General features: G+C 72.2%; 21 protein-coding genes. 14 read left to right on the forward strand and 7 right to left on the reverse strand.

Annotated features, from left to right (window positions below; all coding sequences use genetic code 11):
* Positions 1 to 304: 304 nt before the first annotated feature.
* Genes ACW4TU_RS22630 through ACW4TU_RS22640 form a run of 3 tightly spaced genes read left to right on the forward strand, consistent with a single transcriptional unit; the run spans position 305 to position 3,128 of the window.
* Positions 305 to 1,090 carry a DUF5819 family protein gene (locus tag ACW4TU_RS22630; protein WP_457416263.1) on the forward strand — a complete coding sequence of 262 codons (786 nt, stop codon included), beginning with the start codon at positions 305 to 307 and terminating at the stop codon, positions 1,088 to 1,090.
* Positions 1,087 to 2,355 carry an HTTM domain-containing protein gene (locus tag ACW4TU_RS22635; RefSeq protein WP_457416266.1) on the forward strand — a complete coding sequence of 423 codons (1,269 nt, stop codon included), beginning with the start codon at positions 1,087 to 1,089 and terminating at the stop codon, positions 2,353 to 2,355. The genes ACW4TU_RS22630 and ACW4TU_RS22635 overlap by 4 nt, the downstream gene beginning before the upstream one ends.
* The gene (locus ACW4TU_RS22640) at positions 2,352 to 3,128 is read left to right on the forward strand and encodes a TrmH family RNA methyltransferase (protein ID WP_457416268.1); all 777 of its coding nucleotides are present in this window, start codon (positions 2,352 to 2,354) and stop codon (positions 3,126 to 3,128) included. The genes ACW4TU_RS22635 and ACW4TU_RS22640 overlap by 4 nt, the downstream gene beginning before the upstream one ends.
* Here the strand turns inward: ACW4TU_RS22640 and paaN are convergent.
* Positions 3,125 to 4,816 (reverse strand): phenylacetic acid degradation protein PaaN, encoded by a 1,692-nt coding sequence (paaN, locus tag ACW4TU_RS22645; RefSeq protein ID WP_457416271.1) that lies wholly within the window; start codon positions 4,814 to 4,816, stop codon positions 3,125 to 3,127. The genes ACW4TU_RS22640 and paaN overlap by 4 nt on opposite strands.
* A gap of 184 nt (positions 4,817 to 5,000) precedes the next feature.
* On the opposite strand from paaN, the gene ACW4TU_RS22650 reads away from it, so the two are divergent.
* Positions 5,001 to 6,515 carry a 3-hydroxyacyl-CoA dehydrogenase gene (locus ACW4TU_RS22650; RefSeq protein ID WP_457416274.1) on the forward strand — a complete coding sequence of 505 codons (1,515 nt, stop codon included), beginning with the start codon at positions 5,001 to 5,003 and terminating at the stop codon, positions 6,513 to 6,515.
* Positions 6,512 to 7,102 (forward strand): TetR/AcrR family transcriptional regulator, encoded by a 591-nt coding sequence (locus ACW4TU_RS22655; protein ID WP_457416276.1) that lies wholly within the window; start codon positions 6,512 to 6,514, stop codon positions 7,100 to 7,102. The genes ACW4TU_RS22650 and ACW4TU_RS22655 overlap by 4 nt, the downstream gene beginning before the upstream one ends.
* A gap of 42 nt (positions 7,103 to 7,144) precedes the next feature.
* Here ACW4TU_RS22655 and ACW4TU_RS22660 read toward each other — a convergent pair whose 3' ends face one another.
* A complete protein-coding gene (locus ACW4TU_RS22660) occupies positions 7,145 to 7,645 on the reverse strand; it encodes an Lrp/AsnC family transcriptional regulator (protein WP_457416280.1) in 501 nt (166 codons plus the stop codon).
* A 175-nt stretch (positions 7,646 to 7,820) separates the two neighbouring features.
* Between ACW4TU_RS22660 and pdhA the strand changes: the two genes are divergently transcribed.
* The 7 genes from pdhA to ACW4TU_RS22695 all read left to right on the forward strand — a co-directional run bounded on the left by pdhA (position 7,821) and on the right by ACW4TU_RS22695 (position 16,063).
* A complete protein-coding gene (gene pdhA, locus ACW4TU_RS22665; protein WP_457416283.1) occupies positions 7,821 to 8,954 on the forward strand; it encodes a pyruvate dehydrogenase (acetyl-transferring) E1 component subunit alpha in 1,134 nt (377 codons plus the stop codon).
* Complete coding sequence (locus ACW4TU_RS22670; RefSeq protein WP_457416286.1) at positions 8,954 to 9,958, forward strand: alpha-ketoacid dehydrogenase subunit beta; 1,005 nt, start codon at positions 8,954 to 8,956, stop codon at positions 9,956 to 9,958. The genes pdhA and ACW4TU_RS22670 overlap by 1 nt, the downstream gene beginning before the upstream one ends.
* Positions 9,958 to 11,274, forward strand: coding sequence for a dihydrolipoamide acetyltransferase family protein (locus ACW4TU_RS22675; protein WP_457416289.1), 1,317 nt, complete (start codon positions 9,958 to 9,960; stop codon positions 11,272 to 11,274). The genes ACW4TU_RS22670 and ACW4TU_RS22675 overlap by 1 nt, the downstream gene beginning before the upstream one ends.
* A gap of 51 nt (positions 11,275 to 11,325) precedes the next feature.
* Positions 11,326 to 12,264, forward strand: a complete 939-nt coding sequence (locus ACW4TU_RS22680; RefSeq protein WP_457416291.1) for an NTP transferase domain-containing protein — start codon at positions 11,326 to 11,328, stop codon at positions 12,262 to 12,264.
* Positions 12,261 to 13,727 carry a molybdopterin molybdotransferase MoeA gene (locus ACW4TU_RS22685; protein WP_457416294.1) on the forward strand — a complete coding sequence of 489 codons (1,467 nt, stop codon included), beginning with the start codon at positions 12,261 to 12,263 and terminating at the stop codon, positions 13,725 to 13,727. The genes ACW4TU_RS22680 and ACW4TU_RS22685 overlap by 4 nt, the downstream gene beginning before the upstream one ends.
* Before the next feature lie 43 nt (positions 13,728 to 13,770).
* Complete coding sequence (locus tag ACW4TU_RS22690) at positions 13,771 to 14,877, forward strand: potassium channel family protein (protein ID WP_457416297.1); 1,107 nt, start codon at positions 13,771 to 13,773, stop codon at positions 14,875 to 14,877.
* A 205-nt stretch (positions 14,878 to 15,082) separates the two neighbouring features.
* Positions 15,083 to 16,063, forward strand: a complete 981-nt coding sequence (locus tag ACW4TU_RS22695; protein WP_457416300.1) for an NAD(P)H-quinone oxidoreductase — start codon at positions 15,083 to 15,085, stop codon at positions 16,061 to 16,063.
* Between the two features lie 19 nt (positions 16,064 to 16,082).
* On the opposite strand, the gene ACW4TU_RS22700 is transcribed toward ACW4TU_RS22695, so the two are convergent.
* Entirely contained in the window at positions 16,083 to 16,487 is a 405-nt protein-coding gene (locus tag ACW4TU_RS22700; RefSeq protein ID WP_457416302.1) for a hypothetical protein, read from the reverse strand.
* Between the two features lie 165 nt (positions 16,488 to 16,652).
* Between ACW4TU_RS22700 and ACW4TU_RS22705 the strand changes: the two genes are divergently transcribed.
* Positions 16,653 to 17,195, forward strand: a complete 543-nt coding sequence (locus ACW4TU_RS22705; protein ID WP_457430245.1) for a bacterial proteasome activator family protein — start codon at positions 16,653 to 16,655, stop codon at positions 17,193 to 17,195.
* A gap of 89 nt (positions 17,196 to 17,284) precedes the next feature.
* Here ACW4TU_RS22705 and ACW4TU_RS22710 read toward each other — a convergent pair whose 3' ends face one another.
* Positions 17,285 to 18,991 carry a protein kinase domain-containing protein gene (locus tag ACW4TU_RS22710; RefSeq protein ID WP_457416305.1) on the reverse strand — a complete coding sequence of 569 codons (1,707 nt, stop codon included), beginning with the start codon at positions 18,989 to 18,991 and terminating at the stop codon, positions 17,285 to 17,287.
* 351 nt (positions 18,992 to 19,342) lie between these two features.
* Between ACW4TU_RS22710 and ACW4TU_RS22715 the strand changes: the two genes are divergently transcribed.
* Positions 19,343 to 20,911: a protein kinase domain-containing protein gene (locus ACW4TU_RS22715; RefSeq protein ID WP_457416307.1), complete on the forward strand. Its 1,569-nt coding sequence runs from the start codon at positions 19,343 to 19,345 to the stop codon at positions 20,909 to 20,911.
* 137 nt (positions 20,912 to 21,048) lie between these two features.
* Here ACW4TU_RS22715 and ACW4TU_RS22720 read toward each other — a convergent pair whose 3' ends face one another.
* The 3 genes from ACW4TU_RS22720 to ACW4TU_RS22730 all read right to left on the reverse strand — a co-directional run bounded on the left by ACW4TU_RS22720 (position 21,049) and on the right by ACW4TU_RS22730 (position 23,589).
* On the reverse strand, positions 21,049 to 22,347 hold the full coding sequence (locus ACW4TU_RS22720; protein ID WP_457416310.1) for a phosphotransferase: 1,299 nt from the start codon (positions 22,345 to 22,347) through the stop codon (positions 21,049 to 21,051).
* A gap of 76 nt (positions 22,348 to 22,423) precedes the next feature.
* Positions 22,424 to 22,819 carry a pyridoxamine 5'-phosphate oxidase family protein gene (locus ACW4TU_RS22725; RefSeq protein ID WP_164312100.1) on the reverse strand — a complete coding sequence of 132 codons (396 nt, stop codon included), beginning with the start codon at positions 22,817 to 22,819 and terminating at the stop codon, positions 22,424 to 22,426.
* A gap of 83 nt (positions 22,820 to 22,902) precedes the next feature.
* Positions 22,903 to 23,589 carry a response regulator gene (locus tag ACW4TU_RS22730; protein ID WP_457416314.1) on the reverse strand — a complete coding sequence of 229 codons (687 nt, stop codon included), beginning with the start codon at positions 23,587 to 23,589 and terminating at the stop codon, positions 22,903 to 22,905.
* Positions 23,590 to 23,872: the final 283 nt, after the last annotated feature.

Here is a 23,872-nt window from a genome sequence, read left to right on the forward strand (position 1 = left end):
TCTCGGCCCGGGGGCGGGTGACCTGACGGGGCGTCAAGATAGAACAGGTTCTAGAAGAAGGGAACGGGCGGGACCGGAGGGTGCGCGGCGACGACCGATCGTTCGGTTTGTCCGGGTCGATGGTCCAGCGGAGAGCCGTAGGGTGTCAACGGCTGTGGACAACTCACGGGGCCGGGCCTCCCGGGCGCTGCTCATCGGTCGCGCAGGTGTGCGAAGAGGGCTGCGCCGGGCGGGTGGCTCTGAGTACCGTGCCCGTGCGCACGCCATGGGCGCGGTGGGACCGGGTATCGGGAGACGGGGCGGAATGGACGCGTACGAGGCAGGCCCGGACGTCGGGCACGGGCACGGGCGCGACGAGCCCGGCGAGGCCGAGGGCTCCCCCGATGCCGGGGAGGCCCCCCGTCCGGCACTGGCCGCCCTCTCCCTCCCGTACCAGATCGGCGCCGCCCTCGCCGTCGCGGTCGTCGCCGTGGCCGCGTGTGTTCACCTCGGCATGGTCTTTCTGCACGTCGCGCCCTCGAACACGGTGACCAAGGAGCACGCCCGGGCGATCGACGACTGGATCTACCCGGAGTTCGAACAGAACTGGAAGCTCTTCGCCCCCAACCCGCTCCAGCAGAACGTCGCCGTCGAGGTCCGCGCCGATGTCCGTACCGCGGACGGCGGTGCCCGCACGACCGGCTGGTACGACCTCTCCGCGCTGGACGGCAAGGCCATCGACGGCAATCCGGTACCGAGTCACACCCAGCAGAACGAGCTGCGCCGGGCCTGGGACTTCTTCCTCGCCTCGCACGACGCCCAGAACCGTCCCTCGGGCCTGCGCGGTGCCCTCGCCGAGCAGTACCTGCGCCGCATCGTCGTCCCGCGTCTCGACCGCGAGGACGCGGCCGGCCCCGGCGGCACGATCGACCGCGTCCAGGTCCGCTCCCGCAGCACGAACGTCCGACCCCCCGAGTGGAGCCAGGAGCAGGTGCCCGAGACGCCCACCTACCGCGTGCTGTCCTGGTGGCCCGTCCCCGACGACGAGAAGGCCGCCGAGGCGGCGGGCACGGCCGGCGCGGCCGGCGCGGCGAAGGGGGACGGTTCATGACCCGCTTCGTGCCCGAGACCGCCCGTTCGCTCTCCCGTTCGGTCTCCCGCGGTATCGGCCGCGTCACCGAGACCGCCCTGGGTCCCTACCAGACCGCCGTCGTGCGTATCGGGTTCTCCGCGACCTGGCTGCTGTTCCTGCTGCGCGAGTTGCCGCACCGGCAGGAGCTGTACGGCCCCGACGGCCCCTGGAGCTGGGATCTCGCCCAGCAGCTCATCGCGGACAACGGCGCTTTCACGGTCCTGATGTGGTCCGGCAGCCAGGTCTGGTTCGAGCTCGTCTACGCGCTCGCGGTGCTCGCCAGTCTTCTCCTCCTGCTCGGCTGGCGGACCCGCACCCTGTCCGTGCTCTTCATGGTCGGCGTGCTCTCGCTCCAGAACCGCAGCATCTTCATGGGCGACGGCGGCGACAACGTCCTGCACCTGATGTCCCTCTACCTGGTGTTCACGCGTTGCGGCCAGGTGTGGTCCCTGGACGCCCGGCGGGCCCGGAAGGCACGCGCACGCGTGCTCCTCGACGCCGCCCCCGACCGGGTGGGTCCCGTGCTCTGGGGTGTCCTCGGGGTGCTCCTCCTGGGCGGTATCGCGGCCGGCAAGCTCGACGGCGACCTGCTGGTCCCGGTGATCCTCTGGGGCATGTGGCTGGCACAGGGCGTGTGGTGGCTCGTGGCGCGCCGTGGGCAGGGCGGCGAGCCCCGGATGCTCCTGGACATCGTCGGCAACCTCGTGCACAACGCGGCCCTCTTCGTGATCATGGCCGAGGCCTGTCTGATCTACGCGACGGCCGGCTGGTACAAGATCCAGGGCTCGCGCTGGCAGGACGGCACGGCCGTCTACTACCCGCTCCACCTCGACTACTTCTCCCCGTGGCCCGCGCTCTCCGACCTGATGTCGTCGAGCGGCACGATGGTGATGCTGGTGACGTACGGGACGGTGGCCGTGCAGGTCGCGTTCCCCTTCACGCTCTTCAACCGGCGGGTCAAGAACATCCTGCTGGCCGTGATGATGACCGAGCACGCCGTGATCGCCGTCGTCCTCGGACTGCCCTTCTTCTCCCTCGCGATGATCGCCGCGGACGCCGTGTTCCTGCCGACGTCCTTCCTTCGCCGACTCGGCGACGGGGCCACGCGCGCGCGGGTGCGCCTTCTCGCCCGTCTGCCGGGCGACGGCGGACGGGCTGCGGCGGACCCGGGGACCTCCGAGGGGGCCGAGGGGAGTGCGGTGGACGAGACGGCGGAGCCCCCGCACGTAGGCTTCACGGCATGACGGACGCGGCGACAGGGACAGCGATCGACGCGGCGGTAGCCGACTGGCACCGGCTCGCGGGCGCTTCCGTCCTGCTCGACGGCTTCCACGCCCTCAAGCACGCCGTCCGCTTCGGCGCGCGGATCCCGGTGGCCGTGACCACCGACCGACGGGCGGCCCTGGATCTCGCCGACGAGCTGGCCCCGGACGTAGGGGGCGCCCTGGACGCCCTGCTGACCGAGGTCCCGAAGCCGACGTACGCGTCCCTCGTGCCGCGCCCGCACCCCACCGCAGTGGCCGCCCTGGCCGTCCGGCCCTCCCGTGAGGCCAACCTGGAGGCGCTCGCGCGCACGCCCCGGACCGCGCCCGTCGTCGTCCTCGACAACCCGCGCAACCTCGGCAACGCCGGGGCGGTGATCCGGCTCGCCGCCGGCTTCGGGGTGACCGGGGTCGTCATGACCGGGACGCTCGACCCCTGGCACCCCACCGTCGTACGCGGTGGGGCGGGGCTGCATTTCGCGACCGCCGTGGAGCACCTCGCGGTGGCCGAGCTGCCGTCCGGGCCGGTGTTCGCGCTCGATCCGGAGGGCGACGACATCCGGGGGCTGAAGCTCCCGGACGACGCCGTACTCGCCTTCGGCTCCGAGCGCGGCGGGCTGTCGCCCGAACTACGCGCACGCGGCGACCATCTGGTGTCCCTCCCGATGCGCCCCCAGGTCTCCAGCTACAACCTCGCGACCAGCGTGGCCATGACGCTGTACCACTGGAGCGTCACCGGGGGACGGGCCTTCTAGGCCTGGCGGCGTACTTCCACCACCCGGAACCGGTTCGCCACGAACGCCCCGTCGCACAGTGCCGCGTTCGCCGCAGGGTTGCCGCCCGAGCCGTGGAAGTCGGAGAAGGCGGCCGTCTGGTTGACGTACACCCCGCCGGTCAGGTTCAGCGACAGCTGGGCGCACTCCTCCAGGCAGGCCTCCTGGACGGACTGTTCGAACTCCGGGTCGGTCGTGTACGCGCCGACCGTCATCGCGCCCTTGTCCCGGACGGTCCGCCGCAGCAGTTCCACCGCGTCCGCCGCCGAGTCGACCGCGACGGCGAAGGAGACCGGCCCGAAGCACTCGCTCATGTAGGCGGCCTCGGAGTCCGGCTTGCTCCCGTCGAGCTTCACGATGACGGGCGTACGGACCACCGCGTCCGGGAAGTCGGGGTTCACGATCTCCCGTGAGGCGAGGGCGACCTCGCCGAGCCCGGCCGCCGCCTCCAGCCGTGCCTTCACATCGGGGTTGACGATCGCGCCCAGCAGCCCGTTCGCGCGCGCGTCGTCGCCCAGGAGGCCGCCGACGGCCGCGGCGAGGCCGGTGACGACCTCGTCGTACGACTTGTGGCCCTCCTCCGTACGGATGCCGTCGCGGGGGACGAGGAGGTTCTGCGGGGTGGTGCACATCTGGCCGCTGTACAGGGAGAGGGCGAAGGCGAGGTTCGACAGCATGCCCTTGTAGTTGTCGGTCGACTCCACGATCACCGTGTTGACGCCGGCCTTCTCCGTGTAGACCTGCGCCTGGCGGGCGTTGGCCTCCAGCCAGTCGCCGAACGAGGTCGAGCCCGTGTAGTCGACGATCCGGATCTCGGGGCGGGTCGCCAGGGTCTTCGCGATTCCCTCACCGGGACGCTCGGCCGCCAGCGCCACCAGGTTCGGGTCGAAGCCGGCCTCCGCCAGGACCTCGCGCGCGATGCCGACCGTCAGGGCGAGCGGCAGTACCGCGCGCGGGTGGGGCTTCACGAGGACCGCGTTGCCCGTGGCCAGGGACGCGAACAGGCCCGGATAGCCGTTCCACGTGGGGAACGTGTTGCAGCCGATGAGGAGGGCGACGCCGCGCGGGACCGGCGTGAACTCCTTGGTGAGGGCCAGCGGGTCGCGCTTGCCCTGGGGCTTGCTCCACTCCGCCGTGCCGGGGGTGCGGACCTGCTCCGCGTACGCGTACGCCACCGCCTCCAGGCCGCGGTCCTGGGCGTGCGGGCCGCCTGCCTGGAACGCCATCATGAAGGCCTGGCCGCTGGTGTGCATGACCGCGTGCGCGAACTCGTGCGTCCGGCCGCTGATCCGCTTCAGGATCTCCAGACAGACCATCGCGCGGACCTCCGCGCCCGCGTCGCGCCAGGCGCGCTGCCCGGCCTTCATGGCGGGCAGCAGCACGTCGACGTCCGCGTGCGGGTAGGTGACACCCAGCTCGATGCCGTACGGGGAGACCTCGCCGCCCACCCAGTCGTCCGTGCCGGGCTGGCCGAGGTCGAGGCGGGTGTTCAGGACGGCGTCGAAGGCGGCCTTGCCCGCGGCCAGGTCCAGGCTGCCGTCCTCCCCGTAGGCCTTGGGGTGTTCGGGGTGCGGGGACCAGTACGCGCGCGTGCGGATCGCTTCCAGCGCCTGGTCGAGGGTGGGCCGGTGCTGGGCGATCAGCTGGTGCGCGGTGAGTTCGGCGGCCATCAGGGACCAACTCCTCTTCTCAAGAGCACTTCGTTGAGCTCATGACCTGGGGCGTGACCCGGTGCATGAACAGGGACATGACCTGGGCAGAAAAGGGACGACAGAGTTAGAGTAACCGAACGATCGGTCGGGACAAGGGGGTCCGCCGCATCTGTGGACAACGCCGTGCGGGAGGATCGCGCACATGACAGCACTCGACCTCAGCAGCCCCGTGGCCGTCGTCGGCACCGGCACCATGGGCCAGGGCATCGCCCAGGTCGCGCTGGTCGCCGGTCATGACGTACGGCTGTTCGATGCCGCGCCGGGGCGGGCCCAGGACGCCGCCGACGCGATCGTCGAGCGTCTCGACCGGCTCGTCGAGAAGGGCCGGCTGACGGCGGCCGACCGGGACTCCGCCCGGGGCCGGCTGCACGCCGCCGGGAGCCTCACCGAACTCGCCGACTGCTCCCTCGTCGTCGAGGCCGTCCTCGAACAGCTCGACGTGAAGCAGCAGCTCCTGCGTGACCTGGAGGACGTGGTCGACGACGACTGTCTGCTCGCCACCAACACCTCCTCCCTGTCCGTCACCGCCATCGGGGGCGTCCTGCGCAACCCCGGGCGGCTGGTGGGACTGCACTTCTTCAACCCGGCGCCGCTGCTGCCCCTCGTGGAGGTCGTCTCCGGGTTCGCCACCGACGTCACGTCGGCCACGCGCGCGTACGAGATGGCCCGCGCCTGGGGCAAGACCCCGGTCGCCTGCGCCGACACCCCCGGCTTCATCGTCAACCGCCTCGCCCGGCCCTTCTACGCGGAGGCCTTCGCGGCGTACGAGGCCCAGTCCGCCGACCCCGCCACCATCGACGCGGTGCTGCGCGAGTGCGGCGGGTTCAGGATGGGCGCCTTCGAGCTGACCGACCTGATCGGGCAGGACGTCAACGAGGCCGTCACCCACTCCGTGTGGCAGGCCTTCTTCCAGGACGTGCGGTTCACGCCCTCGCTCGCCCAGCGGCGGCTCGTCGAGTCGGGCCGCCTCGGCCGCAAGACCGGGCAGGGCTGGTACGAGTACGGGGACGACGCCGAGCGCGCCGAACCGCACACCGCGGAGAAGGCCCAGGCGCCCGCGTACGTCGTCGCCGAGGGCGACCTGGGCCCCGCGTCCGACCTCCTCGCGCTGATCCGTGAGGCGGGCGTTCCCGTCCGCGAGGACGAGGAGGACCACGGCACCCGGCTGGTGCTGCCCGGAGGCGGTCAGCTGGTCCTCGCCGACGGACAGACCAGCGTCGAGTTCCGCGACGTCGTCTACTTCGACCTCGCCCTCGACTACCGGCGGGCCACCCGCATCGCCCTGTCCGCCTCCCAGGACACCCAGCCGCAGACCCTCTCCGAGGCCATCGGCCTCTTCCAGGCGCTCGGCAAGGACGTCAGCGTCCTCGGGGACACCCCCGGCATGATCGTCGCCCGTACGGTGGCCCGGATCGTCGACCTCGCGCACGACGCCGTCGCCAAGGGCGTCGCCACCGAGGAGGACGTCGACACGGCGATGCGCCTCGGCGTCAACTACCCGCTCGGGCCCTTCGAGTGGAGCCGCAGGCTCGGCCGGAGCTGGGCGCACGAGATCCTCGACGAACTGCACCAGCGCGACCCGAGCGGACGGTACGCGCCGTCCCTCGCGCTCTACCGCCACGCGTACGCCACCGACAAGCGGGAGGGCACCCCATGACCACCGCCAAGCGCGACACGTACACCCCGGCGACGCTGCTCCAGGTCGCCGTCCAGGTGTTCAACGAGCGCGGCTACGACGGCACCTCCATGGAGCACCTCTCCAGGGCCGCGGGCATCTCCAAGTCGTCGATCTACCACCACGTCACCAGCAAGGAGGAGCTGCTGCGCCTGGCCGTCAGCCGGGCGCTGGACGGCCTCTTCGGGATCCTCGACGAGGAGCACGCGCGCGTGGGGCCCGCCGCCGGGCGCCTGGAGTACGTCGTACGGCGCATGGTCGAGGTGCTCATCGCCGAACTGCCGTACGTGACGCTGCTGCTGCGGATGCGCGGCAACACCGACACCGAGCGCCGGGCCCTGGAACGGCGCCGCGACTTCGACCACCGGGTCGCCGACCTGCTCAAGGCCGCCGCAGCCGAGGGCGACATCCGCGGTGACGTGGAGGTGCGGCTCGCCACGAGACTCGTCTTCGGGATGATCAACTCGGTCGTGGAGTGGTACCGGCCCGACGGACGCGGCATGGGCGAGCGTGAGGTCTCCGACGCGGTGGTGCGCCTGGTCTTCGGGGGGCTGCGCAACCCGGAGTGAGCCACCCAGGGGGCTCGGGGGACCCATGGGAGGCCTCAGACCTCAGGCCTCCGGTCCCAGGTCCTCCTCCTCGAACACCAGCAGGGTGCGTGTACTGAGCACCTCCGGGATCGCCTGGAGGCGCATCAGCACCAGCTCGCGCAGCGCCTTGTTGTCGGGGGTGTGGACCAGCAGGAGCACGTCGAAATCGCCGCCCACCAGCGCGATGTGGTCCGCGCCGGGCAGCTCCCTCAGCTGCTCGCGGACCGTGCGCCAGGAGTTCTGGACGATCTTCAGGGTGATGTACGCCGACGTGCCCTGTCCGGCGCGTTCGTGGTCCACGCGGGCGCCGAAACCGCGGATCACGCCGTCCTCGATGAGGCGGTTGATACGCGCGTAGGCGTTGGCCCGCGAAACGTGCACGCGTTCGGCCACGGAGCGGATCGAGGCGCGGCCGTCCGCCTGGAGCATCTGCAGGATGGCCTGATCAATGGCGTCCAGCGGACGAGGGGGCGGCAGGGTCCCGCCGCTTTCGGCTCGTTCGGCCATTTGTTCAGGTGCCATGTCCCCCCGCCTCCCTACCATGGACGTACTGCGTCCATCTCAGGCTGTGGAGAACCGTTTGTCCACAGCCTGACGGTGCCTGTAGCCAAAATGTGCCGACGACCGAACAATCGGTAGGTGAGGCGAGTCACATCCGTGGCGCGCCCGAAGCCGTCTCCCACGAGGAGGTGCCGTCATGACGGTCATGGAGCAGCGGGGCGCATACCGGCCCACGCCGCCGCCCGCCTGGCAGCCCCGTACCGACCCCGCGCCGCTGCTGCCCGACGCGGCTCCGTACCGCGTCCTCGGCACCGAGGCGGCGGCGCAGGCGGATCCCGGGCTGCTTCGCCGGCTGTACGCGCAGCTGGTGCGCGGGCGCCGGTACAACGTGCAGGCCACCGCCCTCACCAAGCAGGGCCGGCTCGCCGTGTACCCCTCCAGTGTCGGCCAGGAGGCCTGCGAGGTGGCCGCCGCGCTCGTCCTGGAGGACCGCGACTGGCTCTTCCCCAGCTACCGGGACACGCTCGCCGTGGTCGCCCGGGGCGTGGACCCCGTACAGGCGCTGACGCTGCTGCGCGGCGACTGGCACACCGGGTACAACCCGCGTGAGCACCGGGTGGCGCCCCTGTGCACCCCGCTCGCGACACAGTTGCCGCACGCCGTGGGGCTCGCGCACGCCGCCCGCCTCAAGGGCGACGACGTGGTCGCGCTGGCCATGGTCGGGGACGGCGGCACCAGTGAGGGCGACTTCCACGAGGCGCTGAACTTCGCCGCCGTGTGGCAGGCGCCGGTCGTCTTCCTGGTCCAGAACAACGGCTTCGCGATCTCCGTGCCGCTCGCCAAGCAGACCGCCGCCCCGTCGCTGGCCCACAAGGCCGTCGGCTACGGGATGCCGGGCCGTCTGGTCGACGGCAACGACGCGGTCGCCATGTACGACGTGCTGAGCGAGGCCGTCCGCCACGCGCGCGCGGGGGGTGGTCCCACGCTCGTCGAGGCGGTGACCTACCGCGTGGAGGCGCACACCAACGCCGACGACGACAAGCGCTACCGGGCCGACTCCGAGGTCACCGCCTGGCGCGAGCACGACCCGATCGACCTCCTGGAACAGGAGCTCACCGCGCGCGGGCTGCTTGACGAGGACGGCATCAGGGCCGCGCGCGACGACGCCGAGACGCTCGCCGCCGATCTGCGCGCCCGGATGAACCAGGACCCGGCGCTCGACCCCATGGAACTGTTCGCGCAGGTGTACGCCGAGCCCACCCCCCAACTGCGCGAGCAGCGGGCCCAGCTGCGGGCCGAGCTCGCGGCCGGGGCGGAGGGGACGCACTGATGACCACCGTCGCCGTCAAACCCGCCACCATGGCGCAGGCCCTCACGCGCGCGATGCGCGACGCCATGGCCACCGACCCCACCGTGCACGTCATGGGTGAGGACGTCGGCACCCTCGGCGGTGTCTTCCGGGTCACCGACGGGCTCGCCAAGGAGTTCGGCGAGGACCGCTGCACGGACACCCCGCTGGCCGAGGCGGGCATCCTCGGCGCGGCCGTCGGCATGGCCATGTACGGCCTGCGCCCGGTCGTCGAGATGCAGTTCGACGCGTTCGCCTATCCCGCGTTCGAGCAGCTGATCTCGCACGTCTCCCGGATGCGCAACCGCACGCGCGGGGCCATGCCCCTGCCGATCACCGTCCGGGTCCCCTACGGCGGCGGCATCGGCGGCGTCGAACACCACAGCGACTCCTCCGAGGCGTACTACATGGCGACCCCGGGACTCCACGTCGTCACGCCCGCCACGGTCGCCGACGCCTACGGCCTGCTGCGTGCCGCCATCGCCTCCGACGACCCGGTGGTCTTCCTGGAGCCCAAGCGGCTGTACTGGTCGAAGGACTCCTGGAACCCGGACGAGCCGTCGGCCGTTGAACCGATCGGACGCGCGGTGGTGCGGCGCCCGGGCCGCAGTGCCACGCTCATCACGTACGGGCCGTCCCTGCCCGTCTGCCTGGAGGCGGCGCGGGCGGCGGAGGCGGAGGGCTGGGACCTGGAGGTCGTCGACCTGCGTTCGCTGGTCCCGTTCGACGACGAGACGGTGTGCGCCTCGGTACGACGGACCGGGCGGGCCCTCGTCGTGCACGAGTCGGGCGGTTTCGGCGGCCCCGGCGGGGAGATCGCGGCCCGCGTCACGGAGCGCTGCTTCCACCACCTGGAGGCGCCGGTCCTGCGCGTCGCCGGGTTCGACATCCCGTACCCGCCGCCGATGCTGGAGCGGCACCACCTGCCCGGCGTCGACCGGGTGCTGGACGCCGTGGGACGGTTGCAGTGGGAGGCGGAACGCTGATGGCACAGGTACTGGAGTTCAGGCTCCCCGATCTCGGCGAGGGACTCACCGAGGCCTTGATCGTGCGCTGGCTGGTCGAGGTCGGCGAGGTCGTCGCCGTCGACCAGCCGGTCGTCGAGGTCGAGACGGCCAAGGCGATGGTCGACGTGCCGTGCCCGTACGGGGGTGTCGTCACCGCCCGCTTCGGCGAGGAGGGCACCGAACTGCCCGTCGGGTCGCCCCTGGTGACGGTGGCCGTCGGGACACCGGCCCACCCCGACGCCGCCGGCGACGCGGCCGAGGGCTCCGGGAACGTGCTCGTGGGATACGGCACCTCCGAGGCGCCCGCACGGCGCCGGAGGGTACGGCGGGAACAGGCGGCGCCCGCCGCTCCGGCCGCCCTCAAGAGCACGGACGCACAGGCCCCCGCGCCGGCACGGGTGGGCGGCGGCCCCGTTCCGGTCATCTCGCCGCTCGTGCGCAGGCTCGCCCGGGAGAACGGCCTGGATCTGCGGGAGCTGACGGGCTCCGGGCCCAACGGACTGATCCTCCGCGCCGACGTCGAACGTGTCCTGCACGCCGGTGCCACGCGACCCGGGGCCCCGACCGCGGTCCCGGTGCCCGCCGTGCACCCCGCCGCCTCCGCCGAGGGCACGCGCGTGCCTCTCAAGGGCATCCGCGGTGCCGTCGCCGACAAGCTCTCCCGCAGCCGGCGCGAGATCCCGGACGCGACCTGCTGGGTGGACGCCGACGCGACGGAACTGATGCGCACGCGCGTGCACATGAACGGGGCCGGAGGCGCGAAGATCTCCCTCCTCGCCCTGCTCGCCCGTATCTGCACCGCCGCCCTCGCCCGGTACCCCGAGCTGAACTCCACGGTCGACCTGGAGGCCAGGGAGATCGTCCGGCTCGACCGCGTCCACCTCGGCTTCGCCGCACAGACCGAACGCGGACTCGTCGTCCCCGTCGTACGGGACGCCCACACCAGGAACGCCGAGGCGCTGAGCGCGGAGATCGCGCGGCTGACCGAGGCGGCCCGGGCCGGCACCCTCACGCCCGCCGAACTCACCGGCGGGACCTTCACACTGAACAACTACGGCGTGTTCGGCGTCGACGGCTCCACGCCGATCCTCAACCACCCCGAGGCGGCCATGCTCGGCGTCGGCCGGATCGTCCCCAAGCCATGGGTGCACGAGGGCGAACTGGCGGTGCGCCAGGTCGTCCAGCTGTCGTTCACCTTCGACCACCGGGTGTGCGACGGCGGTACGGCGGGCGGTTTCCTGCGCTATGTGGCGGACTGCGTCGAACAGCCGGCGGTGCTGCTGCGCACGCTGTGATCAGGGCAGCGCGCTCGTTCCCTGTGATCAGCGGGGGCGCATACTCGGAGGGTGACCGCCCACGAGCCCCAGCCCTCAGGGACGCCCGGCGCCGACGGCTACGACGCCGTCGTGCTCGCGGGCGGGGCCGCCCGGCGGCTCGGCGGCGCCGACAAGCCCGGCGTACGGGTGGGCGGGCGCGCGCTGCTCGACCGGGTGCTCGCCGCCTGCGCGGACGCCGGCACCACCGTGATCGTGGCCGGCCCCCGGCCCACCGCACGGCCCGTCACCTGGGCCCACGAGGACCCGCCGGGCGGCGGACCCGTCGCCGCACTCGACGCGGGCCTGCGACACACCGGCGCCGAACACGTCGTCGTACTCTCCGCCGATCTCCCGTTCCTCGGACCGGCGACGGTACGGCGGCTCCTCGACGCCCTGCGGACGAGCGGTGCCGAGGGTGCGCTGCTCACCGACACCGGCGGCCGGGACCAGCCGCTCGTGGCCGTGTACCGGGCGTCCGCGCTGCGCCGCGAGCTGGGTGCGCTCGCCCTCGAACACGGCGGCCTCACCGGCCTGCCGCTGCGCCGGCTGACCGCCGCGCTCGAACTCACCCGGGTGTCCGACCCCGTCGCGTCCTTCGACTGCGACACCTGGGACGACATCGCCGCCGCCAGAGCACGCATCAGGGAGCATGGGCACGTGTTGGACGAATGGATTTCCGCAGCCAAGGACGAACTGGGCATCGACCTGGACGTCGACACCGACCTCCTCCTGGACCTCGCCCGTGACGCCGCGCACGGAGTGGCCAGGCCTGCCGCTCCCCTGACGACGTTCCTCGTCGGGTACGCGGCGGGCCGGGCCGGGGGAGGCCCGGAGGCGGTCGCCGAGGCCACCCGCAAGGCAGTCGCCCGCGCGCTGCGCTGGGCCGACGAGGCAGCGGCGGACGCGAAGTCCGCAGCCGCCGAGCCGGGTGCGGGCAAGGCCCCCGACAGCCGCTCGGACGCCGGATGACCGCCCGCAGCGACCTGGACGACCTCGGAGCCGAGGAGGCGCTCGCCCTCGTGAACCAAGGAAACGGCGGCGGCAGCGGTAGGCAGGGTGACGGACCGACCCCCGCGGGCTCCGCGGTACCGGCCCCCACCGGGAAGGGCGTCTACGACGTGGACGCCGACACCGACAGCCCCGGATCGGCTGCCACCCCCGCCCCTGCCCCCGCCTCCGAGCGCCCCCGGGCCACCCCCTGGCCCCAGGCCCGCGCCATCGCCGAGCGCGCCGCCCGCCAGGTCTTCCGTACCGCCTCGGCCCCCGTCTCCGTCCCCCTCGACGCCGCCCTCGGCCTGGTCCTCGCCGCCCCTCTCGCCGCCCTCACCGACCTCCCCTCCTTCGACACGTCCGCGATGGACGGCTGGGCGGTGGCAGGCCCCGGCCCCTGGAGGGTGCGCGAGGCCGGTGTGCTCGCCGGGCACGCGCAGCCCGAGCCGCTCACCGACGGCGAGGCGGTACGGATCGCGACGGGTGCCCGCATCCCGTACGACACGAGCGCCGTACTGCGCAGCGAGCACGGCCGCACCGACGACAAGGGCCGGCTGCACGCCGTCCTCCCCCACTCTCGGCTTCGCTCGAGCGGGGGGACCCCCACCATGAGTCACGGCCAGGACATCCGTCCGCGCGGCCAGGAGTGCCGCTCCGGCGACCAGCTGCTGCCCAGCGGCACCTTCGTGACCCCGGCCGTGCTCGGGCTCGCGGCAGCCGCCGGGTACGACACCCTTGCCGCGATCCCCCGGCCCAGGGCCGAAGTCCTCGTCCTGGGCGACGAGTTGCTCACCGAGGGACTGCCCCACGACGGTCTGATCCGGGATGCGCTCGGCCCGATGCTGCCGCCCTGGCTGCGCTCGCTCGGCGCCGATGTCATCGCCGTACGCAGACTCGGGGACGACGCCGAGGCGCTCTACGCGGCCCTGAAGAACTCCCGCGCCGAGATCGTCGTCACCACCGGAGGCACCGCCGCCGGACCCGTCGACCACGTCCACCCCACCCTGCGCCGCCTCGGCGCCGAACTGCTTGTGCACGGCGTCCAGGTGCGCCCCGGCCACCCCATGCTGCTGGCCCGGCTGAAGGAGAACCAGCACCTCGTCGGACTGCCCGGCAACCCGCTGGCCGCCGTCTCCGGGCTGCTCACCCTCGCCGAACCCCTGCTGCGGACCCTCGCGGGACGGACGGCGCCCGAGCCGTACACGCTGCCCCTCAAGGACGAGGTGCACGGTCACCCGTACGACACCCGGCTCGTCCCCGTCGTCCTGCGCGTCGACCGGGCCGTGCCGCTGCACTACAACGGGCCGGCCATGCTGCGCGGCATCGCGGCGGCCGAGGCCCTCGCCGTCGTACCTCCGGGCGGGGCGCGAGCCGGTCAGGAACTGGAACTGCTCGACCTGCCCTGGGCTGCGGCCACCGAAGCCGGGCAGTGTTTCACGTGAAACATTCGGACCGGAACGGCACCCGACTCAGCGGCAATGGAGGATGTTTCACGTGAAACTGCCGGGTCATGACGCCATCGCCCGCCAGGCGGACGAGCATCTGTTGACCTATCGGGTGAAACTTCCCCGGACCGTGGTGGAGCGGCCGATGCGGCAGGTCGGCAAACGCGTCGCCATGGCCCTGCTGGTGCTGGTCGGGACGGCACTCATCGTCTACGCCGACCACGACGGCTACAGCGACAACGCCGACGGTTCCGTCGGCCTTCTCGACGCCTTCTACTACGCCACCGTCACCCTCTCCACCACCGGATACGGCGACATCGCACCCGTCAGCGACGCCGCCCGGTTCACCAACATCTTCGTCATCACCCCGCTGCGCGTGCTCTTCCTGATCATCCTGGTCGGCACGACTCTCGAAGTCCTCACGGAGCGCACTCGTGAGGAGTGGCGGCAGAACCGCTGGAGGGCGACCTTGCGAGAGCACACCGTTGTCATCGGATTCGGGACCAAGGGGCGGTCGGCCGTGCAGACCGTCTGTGTCACCGGGCTGAAGAAGGAACAGGTCGTGGTCGTCGACCCCAGTTCCAAGGCCGTGGACGCGGCCACCGCCGAGGGGTACGCAGGAGTGGTCGGCGACGCCACGCGCAGCGACGTACTGCTTCGGGCAGAGGTGCAGAAGGCGCGCCAGATCATCATCGCCACCCAGCGCGACGACACGGCCGTTCTCGTCACGCTGACGGCCCGGCAACTCAACCGGACGGCGAAGATCGTGGTCGCCGTGCGCGAGGAGGAGAACGCGCCGCTGCTCAAGCAGTCCGGCGCCGACGCCGTCATCACGAGCGCGAGCGCGGCCGGTCGTCTGCTCGGGCTGTCGGTGCTCAGCCCCGCCGCCGGCATGGTCATGGAGGACCTCATCCAGCAGGGCAGCGGGCTCGACATCGTCGAACGGCCGGTTATAAAGGCCGAGGTGGGCAAGGGGCCGCGCGAGACGGACGACCTGGTCGTGAGCGTCGTACGCGGGCATCGCGTGCTGGGTTACGACGATCCGTCCATCGGGGAGCTTCAGGTGGCCGACCGGCTCATCACCATCGTGCGGGCGACACCGGGCGCGCACGTGGCCCCCGACGCCCGCCCGTTCCGCGACCGCTGAACCCGTAACGCCGGCTGCTTGCGGTTAGGGAGCCGTATCGGCACCGGGCCGCAGACCGGCACGAGCAGGCCCGCCCACCCCAGCGGCCGGTCATCCGCCGGCCGGCCGGGATCTCATCGCTCGCGCTGCCTCATGTCTGTCCGCGGTCCCTCCGGCGAGCCCGACCGCACGTGGAGGTCGCCGGCACGGGGAGTAGCGTCCCCTTATGCATGCGATCACGATTACCGAACCCGGAGGGCCCGAGGCGCTGGTGTGGGCCGAGGTCCCCGATCCCGTGCCCGGTGAGGGCGAGGTGCTGGTCGAAGTGGTGGCCGGCGCCGTCAACCGCGCCGACATCCTGCAACGCCAGGGCTTCTACAACCCGCCACCCGGCGCCTCCCTGTACCCCGGACTGGAGTGTTCGGGGCGGATCGTGGAGATCGGGCCCGGAGTGTCCGGCTGGTCCGTCGGCGACGAGGTGTGCGCACTGCTCGCGGGCGGCGGCTACGCCGAGAAGGTCGCCGTCCCGGCCGGGCAGCTGCTGCCCCTGCCCGCGGGCATCGACCTGAAGCGGGCCGCGGCGCTGCCCGAGGTGGCCTGCACGGTCTGGTCGAACGTCTTCATGATCTCCCACCTCCGCCCCGGCGAGACCTTCCTCGTGCACGGCGGCTCCAGCGGCATCGGCACCATGGCCATCCAGCTCGCCAAGGCGGTCGGCGCCAGGGTCGCCGTCACGGCCGGGACGAAGGAGAAGCTCGACCAGTGCGCCGAGCTGGGCGCCGACATCCTGGTCAACTACCGCGAGCAGGACTTCGTCGAGGAGCTGAAGCAGGCCACCGACGGCGCCGGCGCCGACGTCATCCTCGACAACATGGGCGCCAAGTACCTGGACCGCAACGTCAGCGCCCTCGCCGTCAACGGACGGCTCGCGATCATCGGCATGCAGGGCGGCCTCAAGGCCGAACTGAACATCGGCGCGCTCCTCACCAAGCGGGCCGCGATCAGCGCGACCTCGCTGCGTGCCCGCCCGATCGCCGAGAAGACGGCGATCGTGGCCGCCGTACGCGAACATGTCTGGCCGCTGCTCGCCGCCGGTCAGGTCCGGCCGGTCATCGACCGTGAGTTCCCGATGAGCGACGCGGCGGCGGCCCACCGGATCGTGGAGGAGAGCGGGCACGTGGGGAAGGTACTGCTGGTCGTCCCGTAGCGGGACGTCCTCGTCCCGGTCACGTCCTCCGTACGCGCAGCCGCAGCGCCAGGAGGACGAGGCCGAGGCCGAGGCCGATCAGAACCAGCCCGCTGCCGAGCGGCAGTGTCCGCAGCACCGGCCCGGAGACCGTGTTCGGCAGGGTGTCGGCGTCCCGCGGTCCGTCCGGCACGGAGGTGGGCTCGGGGACGGGCACGGCCTCCTCGTACGCCGCCTCGTCGGGCGGCGTGGACTCCCGTCGCCCGGGACGCTCCCGCCCCTCACCCGCCGGGCTCCCGGCCCGGGAGGCGTCGGGGGCGGGCCGGGCGACGTAGGAGATGTCGTCGTACGCCGGTGCCGTGCCGTGCGGGGCAGCGGCGAGGGTGGGGGCCGCCAGGGCCAGCAGTGTGCCGCAGGTACGCAGGGCGCGGAGCCATGGAGTCATGTCGTGGCCACCTCCCGCTCGCGGAGTCGCCGGTCGGCAGTCACCCGTCACCGGGGTGTCGACGGCACCAGCCTCACACGCGCCCGTCCGTCCGGCATCCCGGACACGGCGAGCCGGGCCGGACCCACCGGCCGCGGCCGCGACCTGGTGCGAGAGAATGACGGCATGGAGATGCCGAGGAACGACAGGTCACCGGAGAACCCCCAGATCCTGGTCGTTGGCCAGGACGGGACGGCTCTCGGCGGCGGCGGTGACGACGACTCCCGAGAGATCCCGGTGACGGACATGGTGGAGCAGCCCGCCAAGGTCATGAGGATCGGCAGCATGATCAAGCAGCTGCTGGAAGAGGTGCGCGCGGCTCCTCTCGACGAGGCGAGCCGGGTCCGGCTCAAGAGGATCCACGCCAGCTCGGTGAAGGAGCTGGAGGACGGTCTCGCGCCGGAGCTGGTCGACGAGCTGGAGCGCCTGTCCCTGCCGTTCACGGACGAGGCGATTCCCAGCGACGCGGAACTGCGGATCGCGCAGGCCCAGTTGGTGGGGTGGCTGGAGGGTCTCTTCCACGGGATCCAGACCGCCCTGTTCGCCCAGCAGATGGCCGCGCGGGCCCAGCTGGAGCAGATGCGCCGCGCGCTGCCGCCGGGTGTCGGCGGCCACGAGGGCGATGACGACCCGCGTACGGGTGGACGTACGGGCGGGCCGTACCTCTAGTCCGCCGGGTCCGCCCCCAGATCTCATGGAGAGGGGCCCGGTGGCCGACCGACCGGCTGCCGGGCCCCGCTCCATGAACGGCCATCCGCTCAGGACGACGGGTAGCCTGTCGACACGTTCAGGCTGATCACCGGCATGTTCTCCGGGTCGGCGTCGTCGCCCGCGGAGGGGAACTGGTCCATGACCGTGTCCTTGCCGTACGTGTTCTCGGCGACCCGCGTGACCTTCATCTGCCAGCCGGCCGCCTGGAAGCAGAGCGTGACCGAGGCCAGGTTCTTGTAGCGGAAGTCGGGCAGCCGGATCTTGTCCGGGTCGGTGTACGACTCCTGCGCCTCCGAGCACTCCTTCGCGTCGATCTTCTTGTCCAGGTCCGGTTCCTTGTACCCCGATCCGGTTCTCGACCCCGTCTCCGCCTCCACCGACCGCGAGGCCGAGGCGCTCGCGGTGCTGCTGCCGCCGGTCCCGCGGCCGTTGTCGGTGGCGTCCCCGCCCAGGTTCAGGGCCAGGATCAGCCCGCCGACGGCGGCGAGGGAGACGAGGACCGAGCCCAGGATCACCGGGGTGTTGCTCTTCCGTCCTCCTCCGGAGGAGGACGGGGCCGGAGTCGAGGGCGAGGGCGAGTACGCGGCGGGGGGCGTGTGCTGCTGCGGCGCGTACGCGCCGGGCGTCCGGTACGCCGCCTGCTGCGGATAGCCGTACGCCGGAGCCGGTGGCTGCGGGGGCGTGTGCACAGGCCCGTACGCCGGGGGCGGAGTGTCGCGGTACGGATTCACGTGCTGCGGGTGCGGCTGGTAGGGGGTCTGTACGGAGCCCGGCGGGGCCGGGATCGCCTGGTCGACCGGCGGGAACACCGCGGAGGCGATGCCCGCGCCGCTCTGCGCCGGGGCGCCCGGGACGATGTTCGGGGCGGCCGGGTGGAGGGAGGCGGCCACGCGCAGGCACTCGTCGCGCATGGCGACGGCGCTCGGGAAACGCTCGTTCGGGTTCTTCTTCAGCGCGCGGGCGACGAGCGCGTCCACCGCCGGGGGCAGCGCGCTGTTGACCGACGAGGGGGCGACCGGCTGCTCCTGGACATGCGCGTACGCGATCGCGAGCGGTGAGTCGGCGTTGAACGGCAGCCGTCCGGTGACCAGCTGGAACAGCATGATGCCGACCGAGTAGAGGTCGGAGCGGGCGTCCACGGCCCGGCCCAGTGCCTGCTCCGGGGAGAGGTACTGCGGGGTGCCGACGACCATGCCTGTCTGCGTCATCGACGTGACGCCCGACTGTATGGCGCGGGCGATGCCGAAGTCCATGACCTTGACGACACCGCGCTTGGTCGTCATCACGTTGCCCGGCTTGATGTCCCGGTGGACCAGGCCCATCTCGTGGCTGATCTCCAGTGCCGCCAGCACGTCCGCGGTGATCCGCAGCGCCTTGTCGGCGGGCATCGCCCCGAACTGCCGTACATCCGCGTCGAGAACGGAGCCGAGCGGCTGCCCCTCTACGTACTCCATGACGATGTACGGGGTCATGGTCCCCGCCACCTCGTCCTCGCCGGTGTCGAAGACCGAGACGATGTTCGTGTGGGTGAGCTTGGCCACGGCCTGGGCCTCGCGGCGGAAACGCTCGCGGAACGCCGGCTCACGGCCCAGTTCGGTGTGCAGCGTCTTGATCGCGACCTGCCGGTCCAGGACCGAGTCGTACGCGAGGTGCACCGAGGCCATGCCGCCCTCGCCGAGCAGATCGCGCAGCTGGTAGCGCCCGCCGGCGAGCGCGTGCCCCGCGTACCGGCCGTGTGCGCCGTCCTGGCTCATGTTTCCGCGTCCCCCGAACTTCTCCACAGCCACACGTGATCGATCGGCTGATGCCGGGCCAAGTCTGCCGGAGGGCACTGACACGTCAAGCGGGGTGCCCGTTCCGTGACCGTACGGGAAGGAAGCGTCGCGGAAGCGTTACAGGGGCTGTACGGACGAGGTACGGGATTTGCACGCCGATACCCGCAACGGGTTTGATAACCGGTCCGCCCGGGACTCGTACCCGGGTTCGTCCCGGAGCTCTTCCGGGATCGCCTCCCGGATCGGAGGCTTGCGTGGAGGCTGTAGCGTGGCCGACGGAGACCGTAACAACACCGCGCGCACCGCGGGCAGAAACGACGGCGAGGACTGATGGCACAGCAGCGCGCTCAGGGCCCGTCCGACCCCGAGGCGGCTGGCGGCGGTATGTCAGACGCGCCTGAGCTGTGGGGCAACGGCGGACTGGTGGGGGACGGCCGGTACCGGCTCACCCACAGACTCGGCCGGGGCGGCATGGCCGAGGTGTTCGCCGCCGAGGACGTGCGCCTCGGGCGGACCGTCGCGATCAAGCTGCTCCGCGCCGACCTCGCCGAGGACCCGATCTCCAAGGCCCGCTTCACGCGCGAGGCCCAGGCTGTGGCCGGACTCAACCACCACTCGATCGTCGCCGTGTACGACTCCGGCGAGGACTACGTGGGCGGTCAGTCCGTCCCGTACATCGTGATGGAGATCGTCGAGGGGCGCACCATCCGCGACCTCCTCATCAACGCCGAGGCGCCTGGGCCCGAGCAGGCCCTGATCATCGTCTCCGGGGTGCTGGAAGCGCTTGCCTACTCGCATCAGCACGGCATCGTGCACCGCGACATCAAGCCCGCCAACGTGATCATCACGCACGGCGGCGCCGTGAAGGTCATGGACTTCGGCATCGCCCGCGCGCTGCACGGGGCGTCGACCACGATGACGCAGACCGGCATGGTCATGGGCACGCCCCAGTACCTCTCCCCGGAGCAGGCACTCGGCAAGGCCGTCGACCACCGCTCCGACCTGTACGCCACCGGCTGTCTGCTGTACGAACTCCTCGCGCTGCGGCCCCCGTTCACCGGCGAGACCCCGCTGTCCGTGGTCTACCAGCACGTCCAGGACATTCCGGTGCCCCCGTCCCAGGTCTCGGACGTGGCGCCGCCGGAACTCGACGGGCTCGTCATGCGCTCCCTGGCCAAGGAGCCGGACGACCGCTTCCAGACCGCCGAGGAGATGCGCGGGCTGATCCAGTACGGCCTGCAGATGCTGTACGACCAGGGCGGCCACACCGGCACCTGGAACACCGGGCCCGTCGACATGCACGACGGCCGGCACACCCCCTCGGGGGGCTTCGCCGGCACCACGGTGATGAACCACCCGGGCGACCAGTCCGGCACCACCCAGATCCCCCAGCAGATCCTGCCCGTCGGATACGGCGGCGGGGACGACGGCGGCTTCGAGGGGCACGGCAACCGGGGCGGCGGCCGGGGCAAGCTGTGGATACTGGCGTTCTTCGCCGTGATCGCCATCGCGGCGGGCGTGGCCCTGGCCCTGCAGAACGGCAACGGCACGGGCGGCGACACCGGCACCTCGAAGACGCCGACCGCCTCTCAGCCCAAGACGGCCGACGACACCACGGCGAGCGCCAGCGACGAGCCTTCCGCGGAGCCGTCGGACACTGCCACGGACGACGGCAGTGGCTCGGACGGAGGGTCCCAGTGGACGCCGTCGGCCACGCCGTCGTTCACGCTGTCCGCGACCCCCTCCACCGAGCCGTCGCCCACCCCGTCGGACGTGGAGACGAGCGCGGTGCCGTCGGTCACCGCGTCCCAGCCGTCGGACCCGGCGACTCCGTCGTCCGAGACGTCGGGCGACACCGGAGAGGGAGACGGCGGTACGGAGGGCGGCACCACCCCCTGACCCGCCGACCGCCCCGCCGCGTGAACGAACCGGCGGCCGGTTGACGGAAGGCAGCGTCCACGCGCGCGTGCGGCCCGAAGAGGGCTTCACGCGCGCGCCGCGTTCACCGGGACCCGGTGGCCGGCCTCGGGCCGGCGTCAGTCCACGAACGCCTCGCACACCGCGTCGTACTCGCGTGTCCACCACACCGCGAGCGCCGAGGCGGCCGGGAACTGGGAGTCGGCGCGGGTGTCGCCCCGCTCGTAGTGCCAGCGCAGCATCCAGAAGTCGTTGAGGCGCTCCCACCACACCCGGTGCACGGCGGCGGCCAGTTCGGAGGGCGCGGCCCCCGCGGCACGCCGGTACGCGCGCGCGTACGCCCGTGCCTTGGGCAGGTCGAGCGTCCCGGTGGGCCGTACGAAGAAGATCGCGGCGGCACGTACGGTCTCCTCCGCGCGGGGCTGCACACCGAGCCGGTCCCAGTCGACGATCGCGGCCGGGGCGTCCCCCTTGTAGAGCAGGTTGAACGGGTGGAAGTCCCCGTGCACCCAGCCCACCGAGCCGCCCGGCGGGGGCCGCCGGTCCACGTGCTGCTCCAGCAGCGCCCGCCGTTCCAGGAGCCGGTGGCGGGCCAGTTCGTCGAAGGCGTCGGTGGGGCGGTGGCGGCGTACGTGGGCCAGGAGGTCGTCGATGAGCGCGAAGGTGTCGGCGGGGTCGGCCGAGAGTGCCTGCGGGGGCTCGGCGGCGGTCTGGGGGCCCGGCTGGGCGCCGGCCGGGTGCGGGGGCCCGGCGGTGGTGCGGGGGGCAGGGGACTTCGCGAGGGCTTCGGCGTGGGCCCGGCTCCTGTCGGTGAACCGGCTCTGCCGGGTGGCGTCCCGGCGGCGGGCGACTGTGCCCGCTCGGCCGGTGCCTTCCTCGCGGCCGGGCGGTCCCCCGTGGACGCCGACGCCGCCCTGCTCGGGGGGCTGTCCTCGGCCGGCGGCCTCGTTCTCGCACCGTTCGCCCGGTGTCCGGCCCCGCGTCGGCATCACCCGTTCCAGGCTCGCGTGGACCACGCCCAGCAGAGCGCCCAGCCGGCCGCACTGGACGGTGCTGAGCTGGCCGCCGTGGCGGTGGCGGCCGTCGATCCAGGGGTGCAGGGCGTAGGCGTGGCCGCCGACGACGGCGACCGTACGTCCGTCGCGGCCCGGCAGGGGTGGGGCCACCGGGACGCCGAGGTCCGCGAGGCGCTGGGTCGCCCGGTGCTGACGGGCGATCGCGGCGGGGTCGGCGGTCTCGGGGTCGAAGTGGTGCTTGAGGAAGTAGTCGCCGCGGGTGGTGGCGAGCCGGTAGCCGCGGTTCAGCAGCCCTTGGTCGACGGGGTCGCAGGTCAGCGCGGACCCGGCGGCGTACTGGCGGAGGAGGGCGCCCAGCGGGGGCGCATGGGACGCGAAGGGTGGTACAGATGAGCGCGGCACGCGCCAGATGGTAGGGCACGAGCCGGGCGCGTGAGCGGGGCGCTTGTCACGCGCAGTCACAGGTGACCGCGGGCAGTCATGGGCAGTCGGTTTCGATCACGGAGTGCACCGTCGCGAACTGGGGTTCGACCCGGAGGTAGACGGGATCGAAGGGAACGCCGTCCACGGAGCGCGGTGCGGGGCCGAACCGGTCGAGTTCGGCGGCGGTCGGCTCGACGGCGGCGCACTCCCCGACGACCTGCACGGACCACGACCGGCTCCGCGCGGACGGAACATCCGCGCCGTACGCGACGACACCGCCCACGCACGCCCGGTGGTACCCGTGCCCTCTGTGCAGGCGCAGCAGAACCCGGCCGTCCACGACGATGTGCCGGGCGGACGCCAGGAAGGGCAGCGCGCGCATGCTGGTCGCGACCCGGCCGTGTTCGACGCGGCCGAGGAGATCGGCGGCGCGCTGTTCGTCGGTCGGCATACACCCAGGTTGCGCGTAGGAAGAGTGGGCGCACCAGGGGCGCTCGCCCCGAGAAGAGGGGTCTTAGGTCCCGATTCGGGGGGTCACCCCTCAAAACCCTGCCGCTGCCCCTGTCGCTCCGCCTGCGTCCGCGCCACGTAGGCCGCCGCCTGGGAGCGCCTCTGCATGCCCAGTTTCGACAGCAGTCCGGACACGTAGTTCTTGATCGTCTTCTCCGCCAGGTGCAGTCGTTCGCCGATCTCGCGGTTGGTGAGCCCCTCGCCGATCAGGTCGAGGATCCGGCGTTCCTGCTCGGTGAGGTTCGCGAGCCGCTCGTCGCCTCTCGCCGCGTCGCCGCCGCCGCGCAGCCGCTCCATGACGCGGGCGGTCGCGACCGGGTCGAGCAGGGACCGGCCTGCGGCGACGTCCCGTACGGCCGCCAGTAGTTCATGTCCGCGGATGGCCTTCAGGACGTACCCGGAGGCGCCCGCCAGGATGGCGTCGAAGAGGGCCTCGTCGTCGGCGAACGAGGTCAGCATCAGGCACTTGACGCCCGTGTCCCGCGAGCGGATCTCGCGGCACACCTCGACGCCGCTGCCGTCCGGGAGCCGTACGTCCAGGACGGCCACGTCCGGGCGGGCGGCCGGAATCCGGGCCAGCGCCTCCGCCGCCGTACCGGCCTCGCCGACCACCTCGATGTCGTCCTCGACCGAGAGCAGTTCGTGGACTCCCCGGCGGACGACTTCATGGTCATCGAGGAGAAATACGGTGATTTTTCCGTCTTCGGGCACGCGGACAGTCTCACACACCGGCTCTTCCCGTGAGCTGGGTGAGCGGGATAACGTGCCGTTGTTCCGGCCCCCTGCAAGGCTGTGACCAGGGTCCCTTCCCGACTTGCTCAATTTACTTGGATTTCCAAGCAAAATGGCAGGTCAGGGGGGTTTCATAGAAATATGACGCACTGGGTAACGTCATCCTTGCGGGACGCTCGCCGGGGCGCCTGTCACGCCTGTTCCCGGCCGAGCGGCACCCACCCCGTGCACGGGTATCGGGTACAGGTGACCGCACTGGTTA

The organism is Streptomyces kryoterrae (assembly GCF_054072135.1).